Origin of the sequence: Kitasatospora sp. NPDC085464 (assembly GCF_044541955.1) — a bacterium.
Classification (GTDB): Bacteria; Actinomycetota; Actinomycetes; order Streptomycetales; family Streptomycetaceae; genus Kitasatospora.
In genome coordinates this window covers 1-13,362 of the sequence record NZ_JBITTM010000081.1, presented here as the reverse complement: position 1 = coordinate 13,362, position 13,362 = coordinate 1, and the positions used below count along the sequence as shown (strand labels likewise).

The following is a 13,362-nucleotide window of genomic DNA, read 5'->3' as shown; positions in this document are numbered from 1 at the left end:
CTGTCCAAGAGGTGAGATCTTGGCGACTCGTTCGTGACGCGGACGGGTGGGGGTGCGGGTGGTAAAGGGGAGGTTTCGGGCCTGACCGGGCATCCGACCGGGGGCCTGAGCCGGGCCTTCGCCGGAGCCTGAGCTGTGCCTTCGCGGTGGCCTGAGCTGCGCCTTCGCCGGGGCCTGAGCCGGGCGGATCGGGGGCCGGTGCCCGGCCGGGCACCGGCCCCCGATCAGGCCAGGTCGGTGGTCAGCAGGACCACCTCGCGGCCGAGCTCGGCCGCCGGGTCCGGGGCGTCCGGGCCCACCCACGGCTGCCAGGTCCGCGCCCGCAGGTAGCCGGCCACCGCGAGCGGCAGCCGGTGCCGGACGATCCGTTCCGCCACCGGGCCCGGGCCGGCCACGCGCAGCGCCGCCACCAGGTCGTCCACCCCGGCGGAGGCCGGCAGCGGCACGGTGTCCAGGTAGGCGGCCAGCGCCTCCAACTCGGGGTCGGGCAGGGGCGGTGGCGGGGTCGACGGCCCCTCCGGCACCGCCGCCGACGACGGCCCCGACACCGACACGGAGTGGGCGGCGGCCCCCGATCCGGGTCCGGACCCGGACCCGGTCCCCGATCCGGACCCGGACCCGGCACCCGAACCGGACCCGGCACCCGACTCCCGGCCCGGGTCCGAGCCGCCACCACCGGCGAGCGGCGGCCCCTCCGGCGGCTCGTCCGGCGGGCCGGCCTTGGGCCCGGGGGCCACCAGGGCGCCGACCCCGTACAGGGCGGCCGCCACCCCCGGCCACAGGCCCCCGCCGAGCCCGAACTCGTGCAGCCCCACCCCGACCGCGGCACCCCCGAGGCCGGCCCAGTTCCTGGCCGAGTTCAGGTACCGCCCCAGCCGCCCGGCCGGACCGTCACTGGTACCCACGGATCTCCTCGAACGCCCCGTCCAGCGAGCCCGAGCCGTCGAACAGCTTCCCGCCGCTGATGTCCGCGATCCCCTGCAGCTGGGCCACCGCCGCCTCCCCGAACTTGATCGGGAACACCGGGATCGACTTCTCCCAGGCCGGCAGCGCGTCGTGGAAGCGCCTGAAGTCGGCGTCCGACGCGCCGACGTTGCTCTCCCCGTCCGTCATCAGCACGATCGAGGTGAACCGGTCGTCGTTCGCCGCCGCCTGCTGGCGCTCGATCACCCGGTACGCCTCCTCCAGCGAGCCGTACACCGCCGTCCCGCCCGAGGCCGCCAGCGACTGCACGTCCGCGTTGATCGACGCCAGCTCCGCCTGCGGCCCGGGCTGGCTGCCCGTGGGCGGCACCACGTGCGTCTTGGACCACTTCACCGAGGACGCGAAGGACACCAGGGTGACCTCCTCGCGGTTGCGGAAGCGGCGCACCCCGCGGGTGTCGTCCGCCCCGGTCAGCCGGCCCATCGCGGTCTTCAGCGAGGCGATCCGCGAACCCTCCATCGAGCCCGAGGTGTCCAGCACGTACACCGTCCGGGACGGGCGGCGCAGGTCGTTCTGGTACGAGGCCAGCAGGCCGTCCGCGACCGCCCGGGTGCCCGGGAACGGCAGCTCCCGGCGGCGGTCCGTCGGCAGCCCCGCGGCCGGGGCCACACCCGCCGTCGCGGGCCGGCGCAGCGTCGTCTCGGAGATGCGCTTCTGCACGTCGTCCTTGAGCAGGTACGAGGTCAGCCGCTGGAAGGCGTCGCGCTGGTCCGGCGCGGCCGAGGACAGCAGCGACAGCGGGTAGTCCGCCGACACCACGCCGTCCACCGGGCGCACCACCGTCAGCTGCTGCTGCGGCGGCAGCGTCCTGTTCAGCGACAGCAGCACCGACTCGTAGTTCACCAGCGCGCCCACCACGCCCGACTCGGCCCGGGTGTACGCCTGGGCCAGCCAGCCCGAGGAGCCGGAGGTCAGCTTCTGGCCGGTGAAGAACTGCTTCAGCTGCGGCGTCGCCTTCTGCACGTCCGCCTCGGCCAGCGCCCCGTCCGCCCCGGAGAACGCCGAGGCGACCGCCACCAGGGTGGAGAAACCGGAGTTGGAACGCGACGGGTCCGCCATGCCGTACGTCAGCTTGCCGGCCGCCGCCGCATCGCCGACCTGCGACCAGGTGACCTTCGAGCCGTCGCCCCAGCCCAGGTCGCCGAGCACCGAGGAGCGCACCCCGATCGCCACCGGCGAGACCATCACCGGCGTCTCCGACAGCACCTTGGACTTCCCGACCGGATCCAGCCGCAGGTACTGGTCGGACGGGAACCACACCGCGTCGTACTTGCCGTCCGCGCGGCCCGAGGACACCGCGTCGGCGCCGTCCAGGGTGCCCGTCCAGGAGAACTGCACCGTCACTCCGGTGGCCTTCCGGGCCTCCTCCAGGACCGGCGCCAGGTCCTGCAGTTCGCTGCCCGCCAGGACGCGCAGCACCCCCGGCCGGGCGGTCTCGGCGGGCGGATCGGAAGGCTGCGGACCGGCCTTGTCGCTCCCGGACGAGGTGCAGGCCGTCACCACGGCCAGCACGGCCGCCAGGGCCACGGCGAGCCCGCCGCGGTGCTTCGTACGGAGGTTCACTTCGGGCTCCCACCCTTCGCCGCGGCGGTCAGCTTGAGGAGGTTGTCCAGCGAGGGCAGGGTGGCCTGCTTGAACCCGGAGTTCCTCAGGTCGTGCGCGAAGTGCGGCGTCTTGTCCTTCATCAGGTTCCAGAAGGCTTCCTGGTCGGCCTGGGGCCGGAGACCGTACCGGGCCTCCAGCCCGCGCAGCACCGCGTCGTTCTCCAACAGGTCGGCCAGCTTGCGGCCGTTGTCCGTCCGGGCCACCAGGGTGTGGTCCGACTGGATCGTGGTGTCCGGGTACATCACCACCATGTCCCCGGTGTCCTTGCCCTGCAGCGGCAGCGCGGCGGCCTGCGACTCGTACGCGAAGACCAGCGTGCCCACCCCCGCGAAGAAGTCGCGGAACGGCTCGTCACTGCTGATCTTCTGCATGCCCTGGAGGCCGTTCGCGGTGGCCAGGACGTCCCGGACGGCGCTCACACCGGCGTCGTCCTGCACCACCTGGTTGCCGTTCGCGACGTACGACAGCAGCGCCAGGTACAGCGCGCCCGAGGACGAGGTCTCCGGGTCCGTCGTCGACACGAACAGCGGACCGGCCAACTCCGGGTGCTGCTCGGCGCCCGGGAGCTCCTTCCACTTCCTGCCGGTCTTCAGCGCCTCCACGTACTTGTCCATCCGGAACGTCCAGACGCCCTTGGCGTCCACGTCCGCCAGCTGGTTCTGCTTCAGGACCTGCGCCGCCGGCTCGTGCGTCACGATCACCAGCGGGGAGTAGAAGGGCACCAGCGGCGAGTCCGTCAGCTGCCAGTTGCGCTGGATCTCCCGGGCGGGGGCGGCACTGGCGGGGAAGGCGAAGTCCAGCCCCTTGGTGCTCTTCGCCTGCTCGCTCATCGTCCACGAGCCGGTCGAATCCGCCCGGACCTCCAGGCCCCGCTTCTTCAGCTCGTCCTTGACGTCCTTGTCCTCGAAGAAGCCGCGCTTCTCCGAGCCGATCAGGCCGGTGACCGTGACCACCTGGGGCCCCCCCTTGTGGTCGTCGGGGATCAGCGCATAGGCGACCCAGCCCAGCAGGGCCAGGGTCGCCACCACCCCCAGAGCGCCGCGTTTCATGCCGAACGCCTCCCCCTCGTACGCGACTTCGGTCGCGTCGTCTACGTCGTCCGGGTGGTTACCCGGAACCCCCCGGCCGTCACCCGGGGGTGACGAGCGTCCCGCCGGGCGGGGAGCTGCAACGGAAGTGACGGTGAACCAGAGGTGAACACCCCTTCACGGAATCGCATCGACCGGGCCGCCACCGGGTGACCGGAGGAGGCGCCGGACGGCCCGCTCGCACATCGGTCCGAGGGTGTGTCAGATTGTTCAACTCGCCTTACCGCAACGGTCATCCCGCAGTCCGGACCCGCCTCGTGGTTACGCGCCGGTAATGCCTAGTCTCAGCACTATGCGCCGAGCAAAAATCGTCTGCACCCTCGGGCCCGCCACCGACTCGTACGACCAGATCAAGACCCTGGTCGACGCCGGGATGGACATCGCCCGATTCAACCTCAGCCACGGCACCCACGCCGAGCACGAGGAACGCTACCGACGCGTCCGCAAGGCCGCCGACGAGACCGGCCGGAGCGTCGGCGTCCTCGCCGACCTTCAAGGCCCGAAGATCCGCCTCGACACCTTCGCCCACGGGCCCGTACTCCTTGAACGCGGCGACGAGTTCACCATCTCCACCGACAAGGGCGTCGTGGGGGACAAGGACATCTGCGGAACCACCTACACCGGGCTCGCCGCCGACGTCGGACGCGGCGAACGCATCCTCGTCGACGACGGCCGCGTCACCCTGGAGGTCGTCGCCGTCGACGGACCCCGCGTGCGCTGCCTCGTCATCGAAGGCGGCCTGGTCTCCGACCACAAGGGCCTCAACCTCCCCGGCGTCGCCGTCTCCGTCCCCGCACTCAGCGACAAGGACGTCGCCGACCTGCGATGGGCGCTGCGCACCGGGGCCGACCTGATCGCGCTCTCCTTCGTGCGGAGCGGCCGTGACATCGAGGACGTCCACCGGATCATGGCGGAGGAGGGCCGGTTCGTCCCGGTCATCGCCAAGATCGAGAAGCCGCAGGCGGTGGAGAACCTCGAATCCGTCGTCGACGCCTTCGACGGCATCATGGTGGCCCGCGGCGACCTGGGCGTGGAGATGCCCCTCGAACAGGTCCCGCTGGTCCAGAAGCGCGCCATCAAGCTCGCCCGGCGCAACGCCAAGCCGGTCATCGTCGCCACCCAGATGCTCGACTCGATGATCAACGCCTCCCGGCCCACCCGCGCGGAGGCCTCCGACGTCGCCAACGCCGTCCTGGACGGCACCGACGCGGTGATGCTCTCCGGCGAGACCTCCGTCGGCAAGTACCCCGTCGAGACGGTCAAGACCATGGGCCGGATCATCGAAGCCGCCGAGAACGACATCCTCGCCGGAGGACTGCCCCCGCTCACCGCCGGCAGCAAGCCGCGCACCCAGGGCGGCGCCGTCGCCCGCGCGGCCGCCGAGATCGGCGACTTCCTGCACGCCAAGTACCTGATCGCCTTCACCCAGTCCGGCGACACCGCGCGCCGGCTGACCCGCTACCGCTCGCCCATCCCGGTCCTCGCCTTCACCTACGAACCAGCCGTACGCAGCCAACTCGCCCTCACCTGGGGCGTGGAGACCTTCCTCGGCCCCTTCGCCCCGACGACCGACCAGATGGTCGAACAGGTCGACGCGGCGCTGCTGTCGCTGGGCCGCTGCCAGAAGGGCGACATCGTCGTCATCACCGCCGGCTCCCCGCCCGGCCTCGCCGGCTCCACCAACCTCGTCCGCGTCCACCACGTGGGAACGCTGGACGTCTGAGGCCCCATCGGCGGCGCGGCCCTCCGAGGGCTCGCGCCGCCGTCAGTACTTGGGGCCGATGTGGGCGTCCATGAGGGCGACGGAGTCCCTGCGGGCGATCGAGATGTTGAAGCCCCCGTTGGACCGGGAAGCGTTCCTCCACCGGACACCGACGGCGTCGAGGGTGGCGGTGAAGAGACCGATGATGTCGGTCGACGTGTTGGTGAAGAAGTACCGCGGGTACTCGTAGCGCTTCGTGACGCCGGCCACCGTGCGGGTCGCCCAGTTGGTGATCCGGCAGCCGTCGGAGTGGATCAGCCCGCGCAGGAACTCCCAGGGGTGCGCGTCCACGATCTCCTGCTGCCAGGGCTCCAAGGCGATGGTGCGCTCGTGCTTCTTGCCGGGCCCGTGTTGCGGGAAGAGGCAGGTGAGGTGGTTCGAGTAGACCTTCACGTCGCGGCAGCCGGTCCGGCGGACACGACAGGGCGTGTTGTTCGGAAGGACTATGCGCATGGCCTGTTCGACGGAGTCCATGATTCCAGGCCACTTGTCGTCGCAGGTGATCTGGAGGCTCTGAGCCCTGCGGTATTCGTTGGGAAGCAGGATATGGCCGTCGCCGAGGTAGAGCCCGAGAAGATAGGCATAAGCGGCACGGCTGAGCTCATCGCCGTAACAGTGAGGGCAGGTGGACCGTTTGCGACCGGGAGCCTTACCGCGCTTTGAGAGGTCGTAGCGCTTCCAGGCCCCGACCGTGCCGATGGGAACCTTGAGGCGGCGGGCGACATCAGCGTTGCTGAAGCCTCGGCGGAGTAGATGGACCGCTTGATCGCGCAGCGAAAGGGTGGTCATGCAGATCAGGCTGACCGTTGCAAGAGTGAAGTGTGGGCACTCTGCATACAGTTCACCGGATGAGGTGAATTCCCAAATGCTGGGAATCTTTAGCTAGAGTGCCGGGTGCGGGATTCGAACCCGCATGTCCTTTCGGACAGATGTGTTTGAGACATCCGCGTAAGCCTATTCCGCCAACCCGGCTGGGTGTGCCTGCGACAGCATACCGCGTGCGCGCGGCCGAGTGGGTGTAGGTACCCTCATTTGTGCAGTACCCCGCCGGAACGAGGAGCCCCGTGAGCACCGCCGACGAGCAGGCACAGCCGCTTGAGACCGATACGCCCCAGATCACCCGGATCGTGATCGCCGAGGACGAGGCGCTGATCCGCCTCGATCTGAAGGAGATGCTGGAGGAGGAGGGGTACACCGTCGTCGGCGAAGCGGGTGACGGGGCGACGGCGGTGAAGCTCGTGGAGGAGCTGAAGCCGGATCTCGCGATCTTCGACGTGAAGATGCCGGTGCTGGACGGGCTGTCGGCCGCCGAGCAGATCCACGAGAAGCACCTGGCTCCGGTGCTGATGCTGACCGCGTTCTCGCAGCGGGAGCTGGTGGACCGGGCGCGGGACGCGGGGGCGATGGCGTACATCGTCAAGCCGTTCTCGAAGTCGGACCTGGTGCCGGCGATCGAGATGGCGGTGTCGCGGTACACCGAGATGCGGGCGCTGGAGAAGGAGATCGGGGATCTCAGCCAGCGGCTGGAGACCCGGAAGCTGGTGGACCGGGCGAAGGGTGTGCTGCAGACGAAGTTCGGCCTGAACGAGCCGGCCGCGTTCCGGTGGATCCAGAAGACCTCGATGGACCGGCGGATGACGATGGCGGCGGTGGCCGAGGCGGTCATCGAGGAGGGCGAGGCCCAGGACCGCAAGAAGGCGGAAGAGGGCAAGTCCGAGTAGGACGAGCAGGACGAGCACGACGCGCACGACGAAGGGCCCGGCAGAGCGGATCTGCCGGGCCCTTCGTGCGTGACGGGGGTCAGTCCTCGCCGAGGTAGGCCTTGCGGACGGACTCGTCGTGGAGGAGGTCGGCGCCCGTCCCGGAGAGGACGATGCGGCCGGTCTCCATGACGTAGCCGCGGTCGGAGAGGGACAGGGCCGCCTGGGCGTTCTGCTCGACGAGCAGGATGGTCGTACCGGACGCCTTGAGTTCGACGATGGTCGCCATGATCTTCTGCATCATCAGCGGGGAGAGGCCCATGGAGGGCTCGTCCAGCATGAGCAGCTTGGGCTGGGACATCAGGGCCCGGCCCATGGCGAGCATCTGCTGCTCGCCGCCGGAGAGCGTTCCCGCGGCCTGCTTGCGGCGTTCGCCGAGGATGGGGAAGAGGCCGTAGGCGCGTTCGACGTCGGCGGCGATGCCGGCGGTGTCGGAGCGCAGGAATGCGCCGAGGAGGAGGTTCTCCTCGATGGTCATGCGGGGGAAGATGTGCCGGCCCTCGGGGGAGTGGGCGAGACCGAGCGACACGATCTTGTGGGCGGGGACGGTGGAGAGGTCCCGGCCCTCGAAGGTGATGCTTCCGGCGGTGGGCTTGAGGAGGCCGGAGAGGGTGCGCAGGGTGGTGGTCTTGCCGGCGCCGTTGGTGCCGATGAGGGTGGTGACCTCGCCCTGTTCGACGGTGAAGCTGATGCCCTTGACGGCTTCGATCTTGCCGTAGGCGACGCGGAGGTCCTCGACCTCAAGGAGTGCGGTCACTGGTCGGTCTCCGTAACGGTCTCCGGACCTGCCGGGGCGGCGTCTGCCGGGGCGGTGTCCGCCGGGGCGGTCTCTTCGAGCGGCGCGCCGAGGTAGGCGGTGATGACGCGCTCGTCGTTCTGGACGGTCTCGCGGTCGCCCTCGACGATCTTCTGGCCCTGGACGAGCACGGCGGTGCGGTCGCAGAGGTTGAAGATGAAGCGCATGTCGTGCTCGATGACGAGGATGGAGATGCCCTTGTCGCGGATGGCGAAGACGAGTTCCTCGGCGGCGCGGGTCTCCTGGGGGTTCATGCCGGCGGTGGGCTCGTCGAGGAGGAGCAGACCGGGTTCGGAGGCGAGGGCGCGGGCGATTTCGAGCTTGCGCTGCTCGCCGTAGGGGAGGTTGCGGGCGAGGTGGTCGGCCTTGTCGGCGAGGCCGGTGAACGCGAGGAGGTCCATGGCCTTCTCGCGGCTCTCGGCTTCGGCGCGGTGGTAGCCGGGGCCGCGCAGGATGGCGGAGAAGATGCCTTCCTTGGTGCGGGTGTGGCGGCCGACGAGGACGTTCTCCAGGACGGTCATGTTGGCGAAGAGCCGGATGTTCTGGAAGGTGCGGGCGATGCCGGCCTGGGTGACCAGGTGGGGCTTGGGGGGCAGCACGACGTCGCGGTAGCGGACGGAGCCCTCGGTGGGGACGTACAGGCCGGTGAGGCAGTTGAAGAAGGTGGTCTTGCCGGCGCCGTTGGGGCCGATGAGGCCGATGATCTCGCCCTCGCCGACGGTGAGGGAGACGTCGTTGACGGCGGTGAGACCGCCGAAGCGCATGGTGACGCCGGTGACTTCGAGCAGGGGTGCGGCGGTGGTGGTCATCGGGTCGTTCACGCCCCTGCCTTGGTGAGTGCGGTCGGCTCGCCGGTGGGCTGGGCCGGGATGGCGGCCTCGTGGAACTCCAGCTGCCGGCGGCGGTTGGGGATGAGGCCTTCGGGGCGGACGCGCATGAGGACGATGAGGGCGGCGCCGAAGGCGAGGAGCTGGTAGTCGGCGAGGAACTCCAGCTTCTTCGGGATGAGGAAGAGGAGGGTGGCGCCGGCCAGCGGGCCGCTGATGGTGCCCATGCCGCCGAGGATGACGGCGGCGAGCAGGAAGGCGGAGTTGGGCGGGAGGGCCTCGGCGAAGGTGTACTGGTCGGGGGTGACGGTGTAGCTGACGTGGGCCTGGACGGTGCCGGCGAGGCCGGCGAGGCAGGCGCCGAGGGCGAAGGCGAGGAGCTTGAGGCGGAAGCCGTTGATGCCCATGGCTTCGGCGGCGGTCTCGTCCTCGCGGATGGCGACCCAGGCGCGGCCGATGCGGGAGTTGCCGACCCGGGCGAAGACGAGCACGACCAGGGCGGTGACGAGGAGCATCAGCAGGTAGTAGTTGGAGAAGCGGCCGAGTTCGATGCCGGCGACGGTGTGGGTCTTGCCGAGGTCGAAGCCGAGGATCTCCAGGTCGGGGATCCGTGGGATGCCGTTGGAGCCGTTGGTGATCTTGGGGCCGGTGGTGCCGTTGAGGTTGAGCATGGTGATGCGGAAGATCTCGCCGAAGCCGAGGGTGACGATGGCGAGGTAGTCGCCGCGCAGCCGCAGGGTGGGGGCGCCGATCAGGACGCCGAAGACCATGGAGACGGCGGCGCCGGTGAGCATCGCGGCCCAGAACGGGAACTGGACGTGGATGGGCGAGGCGGGGGAGCCGGAGACCAGGGCGGCGGCGTAGGCGCCGACGCCGAGGAAGGCGACGTACCCGAGGTCGAGCAGTCCGGCCAGGCCGACGACGATGTTGAGGCCGAGGGCGACGGTGGCGAAGATCAGGATGTTGGTGGCGACCGAGGTGTACTGGTCGCTGCTCTGGGTGAAGGGGAAGCTGGCGGCGGCGGCGAAGGCGGCGCCGGTGGTGACCGGGCGGTGCTTGACCGTCAGTGCGCGCAGCCGGGCGATCAGGCCGGACCGGGTGAGGGCGGCGACGGTGGGGCCGGCGAACAGCAGGTAGCAGATGAAGAGTTCGCCGTACTCGGTGTCGATGCCGAAGGTGATCGCGAAGAGGCCGAGCCCGAAGGCGACGACGATGACCAGGACCTCGACCCAGGAGGGGAGTTGCTTCGGCGCGGCCAGCGGGCGCTCGATCCGGCCGAGGCGCAGCCAGGTGTTGGCGAGGTGGCCGAGCTGGAGGAGCAGGACGGCGCCGGTGGCGATGGCCACGCCGCCGGCGAGGGCGGTCATGACGGGGGCGACGGGCTTGTCGGACGGGATGGCGTGGGCGCCGAGCCAGACCAGGGGCGCGGCGGGGACGAGCAGGAAGAGGCGCTTGTCGACGATCCGCAGGGGGACGGCGGTGCGGCGGTCGAGGGGGAGGCCGAGGGCGCCGAGGACGGTGAGCAGGCCGCCGGCGGCGAGGACCCAGCCGCCGGGTTCGAGGTTGGCGAGGCCGCCGAGGTCGACGGCGATGGCGGCGACGGAGTAGGCGGCGACGGCGAGGGCGCCGGTGGCGGCGTAGAGCACGGTGTTGTTGCTGCGGGTGGGGGCGGCCCAGCGCAGGCCGGGGACGCCCTGGGCGGCGAGCAGCAGGACGAGGGTGAGGGCGCCGGCGGTGAGGGCGAGCCACTGGAGGCCGGCGGGGGAGCCGTAGTAGGTGAGGTCGCCGGGGAAGTCGGAGGTCCAGGTCCAGGACATGGCGGCGGAGGCGGCGGTGGTGAGTGCGCCGAGGCCGGTGAGGGCTGCGGCGGCGCGGGCCGGCAGGGGGATGACCGGGGTGGTCTCGGTGGTCGTGGTGGTCATGGTGGTCACGCCCTGTCCGCGACGCGCTCGCCGAGCAGGCCTTGGGGCCGGACGAGGAGCACGAGGATGAGGAGTACGAAGGCCCAGACGTCCTTCCAGGCGCCGCCTCCGAAGAGGTGCATGCCGGGCAGGTGCTGGATGTAGCCGGTGGCGAGGGCTTCGGCGAGGCCGAGGGCGAGGCCGCCGAGCATGGCGCCGTAGATGTTGCCGATGCCTCCGAGGACGGCGGCGGTGAAGGCCTTGAGGCCGAGGATGAAGCCCATCCGGAAGTCGATCTGGCCGCTGCGCAGGCCGTAGGCGATGGCGGCGACGGCGGCGAACGCGGCGCCGATGGCGAAGGCCATGACGATGATGCGGTCGGTGTCGATGCCCATCAGCTTGGCGGTGTCGGGGTCCTGGCTGGTGGCCTGCATGGCGCGGCCGGAGCGGGTGCGGGTGACGAACCAGCCGAGGGCGAGCATGCACAGGGGGGCGGCGATGATGAGGAAGAGGTCGCTGCGCTGGATGGTGACGGAGCCGAGGCTGAAGGGGTCGCCGGGGATCTTGGGGAAGACCCGGGCCTTCTTGGCGTCGGGGTAGAAGGAGAAGACGAGTTGCTGGAGGAAGATGGAGAGCCCGATCGCGGTGATCAGGGGGGCGAGCCGGGGGGCGTTGCGCAGGGGGCGGTAGGCGAAGCGCTCGGCTGCGACGGCGGTGAGGGTGGAGACCAGGATGCCGGCGATCAGCATCAGCGGTAGGGCCAGCCAGAGGGTGGTGCCGCCGGGGAGGGCGAGGTAGGCGGTCAGGGCGCCGAAGCCGCCGACCATGACGATCTCGCCGTGGGCGAAGTTGATGAGCTGGACGATGCCGTAGACCATCGTGTAGCCGATCGCGACGAGGCCGTAGAGGGCGCCGAGGATCAGGCCGTTGGCCAGCTGCTGCGGTAGGTCGTGCACCGCTGGGCCTCCGTAGTGCGTTCTGGGGTGTCCGCGTGGGTGGTGGATGTGGGGGCGCGCGGGGGCACTCGTGGCGCCCCCGCGCGCTGTGGTGGTTCGGGTGGCTCGGGTCGGCTGGGGGTCAGCCGTTGAAGGTGCCGGTCTTCTCCACGGCCCACGCGCCGTCCTTGACGGTGTAGACGGTGAGCTGCTTGTTCGTGGTGTCGCCGAACTCGTCGAAGGAGACCTTGCCGGTCACGCCGTCGAAGGAGACCTTCTGGACGGCGTCGACGACGGCGGCGCGGGGGTTGGCCGGGAGCTTGCCGTTGTTGGCGGCGACGACGGTCTTGACGGCCTGGATGATGGCCCAGCCGCTGTCGTAGGAGTAACCGCCGTAGGTCTCGTAGGCGTCCTTGTAGCCGGCGGCCTTGTAGTCGGCGATGAACTTGGCGGCGGTGGGGAGCTGTTCGACGGCGCCGCCGACGGCGGTGGCGAAGTCGCCGGCGCTCTTGGGGTTGAGCTTGATGTAGTCCTTGCTCTGCATGCCGTCGCCGCCCATCAGCGGGATGTTGACGCCGGCCTCCTTGAGCTGGAGGGAGAGCGGGCCGGCGGCGGGGTACTCGCCGCCGTAGTAGACGGCTTCGGCGCCGGAGCTCTTGACCTTGGTGACGATGGCGGCGAAGTCGCGGTCGTCGGGGTTGACGTGCTCCTCTCCGACGATGGTGCCGCCCTGCTTGGTGAACTCGGCCTTGAAGGTGCCGGCGAGGCCGGCGCCGTAGGTCTTCTGGTCGTCGATGAGGAAGACCTTCGACTTCTTGGCGTCCTTGGCGAGGTACTGGGCGGCGAAGGGGCCTTGGACGGCGTCGGTGGTGGCGGTGCGGAAGTAGGTCTTGAAGGGGCGCGCCTTCTCGCCGGTGGCCCACTTCTCGCCCTGGCTGAGGGCGACGCCGGTGTTGGCGGGGGAGATCTCGACGAGGTTGGCGTCGGCGAAGATCTGCTGCATCGACTGCGCGACGCTGGAGTTGAGCGGGCCGACGACGCCGATCACGCTGGTGTCGCCGACCAGCTGGGTGGCGTTCTGCTGGCCGGGGCCGGGCTTGGCGGTGTCGTCCAGTGCCTTGATCTGGAACTTGACGCCGGGGACCTCGTTGGCCTCGTTGGCCTTCTTCACCGCGAGCTCGACGGAGTTGCGGATGCCGATGCCGATGGCGGAGAGGTCGCCGGTGAGCGGGGCGTCGATGCCGATGGTGACGGTGGCGGCGGAGCCGCCGCCGCTGCCTCCGTCGCCGGACTTCTTGTCACCGCGAGAGCCGCAGGCGCTGAGGCTGAGGGCGGCGATCACGGCAATGCTCACGACAACTGCTGAACGGTGACGCACGGGGGTCCCCTTCGGTTCAGGATGCGCCCGCGCCGGAGGGGCGGGAGCCGGGTGCGCTGAGGGCCAGGCCCAATTGGATGGCGCGGTGACTGGCCGTGACTCTAGGCGTGGTTGGGCGGCTCGGGCAGTGCTGCGAGCATGCTGTGATTCTCTTGTTATGAGCACACGGAGCAGTTGTCTCAACATGTGGTCGTTTCGGCTCGATCGATCCGGCGCTTTCGGGCGTTTACGCGCTGGTAGGGCGATGTAAGGGCCAGAAATGCGGGTTGCGGCTGGCGTCGTCGATTACCGGACGGTCATGTCCGATTCCCAGGTTCCGGCCTTGA

11 protein-coding genes and 1 tRNA gene are annotated in these 13,362 nt (G+C 70.2%); 2 read left to right on the top strand and 10 right to left on the bottom strand.

The genetic code is table 11. From position 1 onward, the window contains the following. Positions 1-224: 224 nt before the first annotated feature. From ACIGG8_RS40705 to ACIGG8_RS40695, 3 genes are read right to left on the bottom strand one after another with little or no spacing between them, the layout of a single operon-like run. Positions 225-905 carry a hypothetical protein gene (locus ACIGG8_RS40705; RefSeq protein WP_396553613.1) on the bottom strand — a complete coding sequence of 227 codons (681 nt, stop codon included), beginning with the start codon at positions 903-905 and terminating at the stop codon, positions 225-227. Further along, complete coding sequence (locus tag ACIGG8_RS40700) at positions 892-2,547, bottom strand: VWA domain-containing protein (protein ID WP_396553612.1); 1,656 nt, start codon at positions 2,545-2,547, stop codon at positions 892-894. Before ACIGG8_RS40700 ends, ACIGG8_RS40705 begins: the two co-directional genes overlap by 14 nt. Next, the gene (locus tag ACIGG8_RS40695; RefSeq protein ID WP_396553611.1) at positions 2,544-3,638 is read right to left on the bottom strand and encodes a hypothetical protein; all 1,095 of its coding nucleotides are present in this window, start codon (positions 3,636-3,638) and stop codon (positions 2,544-2,546) included. The genes ACIGG8_RS40700 and ACIGG8_RS40695 overlap by 4 nt, the downstream gene beginning before the upstream one ends. A 331-nt stretch (positions 3,639-3,969) precedes the next feature. Between ACIGG8_RS40695 and pyk the strand changes: the two genes are divergently transcribed. Next, a complete protein-coding gene (gene pyk / locus ACIGG8_RS40690; protein WP_396553610.1) occupies positions 3,970-5,400 on the top strand; it encodes a pyruvate kinase in 1,431 nt (476 codons plus the stop codon). Between the two features lie 42 nt (positions 5,401-5,442). Here pyk and ACIGG8_RS40685 read toward each other — a convergent pair whose 3' ends face one another. Both ACIGG8_RS40685 and ACIGG8_RS40680 read right to left on the bottom strand, forming a co-directional pair. Beyond that, positions 5,443-6,228 (bottom strand): helix-turn-helix domain-containing protein, encoded by a 786-nt coding sequence (locus tag ACIGG8_RS40685; RefSeq protein WP_396553609.1) that lies wholly within the window; start codon positions 6,226-6,228, stop codon positions 5,443-5,445. Positions 6,229-6,327: 99 nt separating this feature from the next. Beyond that, positions 6,328-6,411: transfer RNA gene (locus ACIGG8_RS40680), tRNA-Leu, on the bottom strand. A gap of 92 nt (positions 6,412-6,503) precedes the next feature. On the opposite strand from ACIGG8_RS40680, the gene ACIGG8_RS40675 reads away from it, so the two are divergent. Continuing rightward, complete coding sequence (locus ACIGG8_RS40675) at positions 6,504-7,160, top strand: ANTAR domain-containing response regulator (protein ID WP_396553608.1); 657 nt, start codon at positions 6,504-6,506, stop codon at positions 7,158-7,160. A gap of 79 nt (positions 7,161-7,239) precedes the next feature. Here ACIGG8_RS40675 and ACIGG8_RS40670 read toward each other — a convergent pair whose 3' ends face one another. The 5 genes from ACIGG8_RS40670 to ACIGG8_RS40650 form a co-directional block, all read right to left on the bottom strand. After that, positions 7,240-7,956: an ABC transporter ATP-binding protein gene (locus ACIGG8_RS40670; protein ID WP_350523536.1), complete on the bottom strand. Its 717-nt coding sequence runs from the start codon at positions 7,954-7,956 to the stop codon at positions 7,240-7,242. Further along, entirely contained in the window at positions 7,953-8,804 is an 852-nt protein-coding gene (locus tag ACIGG8_RS40665; protein ID WP_396553621.1) for an ABC transporter ATP-binding protein, read from the bottom strand. The genes ACIGG8_RS40670 and ACIGG8_RS40665 overlap by 4 nt, the downstream gene beginning before the upstream one ends. An 8-nt stretch (positions 8,805-8,812) precedes the next feature. After that, a complete protein-coding gene (locus ACIGG8_RS40660; RefSeq protein ID WP_396553620.1) occupies positions 8,813-10,744 on the bottom strand; it encodes a branched-chain amino acid ABC transporter permease in 1,932 nt (643 codons plus the stop codon). Positions 10,745-10,749: 5 nt separating this feature from the next. After that, positions 10,750-11,679 carry a branched-chain amino acid ABC transporter permease gene (locus ACIGG8_RS40655; RefSeq protein WP_350523537.1) on the bottom strand — a complete coding sequence of 310 codons (930 nt, stop codon included), beginning with the start codon at positions 11,677-11,679 and terminating at the stop codon, positions 10,750-10,752. 121 nt (positions 11,680-11,800) lie between these two features. Further along, entirely contained in the window at positions 11,801-13,036 is a 1,236-nt protein-coding gene (locus ACIGG8_RS40650) for a branched-chain amino acid ABC transporter substrate-binding protein (protein ID WP_350523538.1), read from the bottom strand. Positions 13,037-13,362 lie beyond the last annotated feature (326 nt).

Excerpts from the sequence above, each read along its gene's own strand:
- ACIGG8_RS40695 (WP_396553611.1), bottom strand. The coding sequence starts at position 3,638 with ATGAAACGCGGCGCTCTGGGGGTGGTGGCGACCCTGGCCCTGCTGGGC.
- pyk (WP_396553610.1), top strand. The coding sequence starts at position 3,970 with ATGCGCCGAGCAAAAATCGTCTGCACCCTCGGGCCCGCCACCGACTCG.
- ACIGG8_RS40685 (WP_396553609.1), bottom strand. The coding sequence starts at position 6,228 with ATGACCACCCTTTCGCTGCGCGATCAAGCGGTCCATCTACTCCGCCGA.
- ACIGG8_RS40665 (WP_396553621.1), bottom strand. The coding sequence starts at position 8,804 with ATGACCACCACCGCCGCACCCCTGCTCGAAGTCACCGGCGTCACCATG.
- ACIGG8_RS40660 (WP_396553620.1), bottom strand. The coding sequence starts at position 10,744 with ATGACCACCACGACCACCGAGACCACCCCGGTCATCCCCCTGCCGGCC.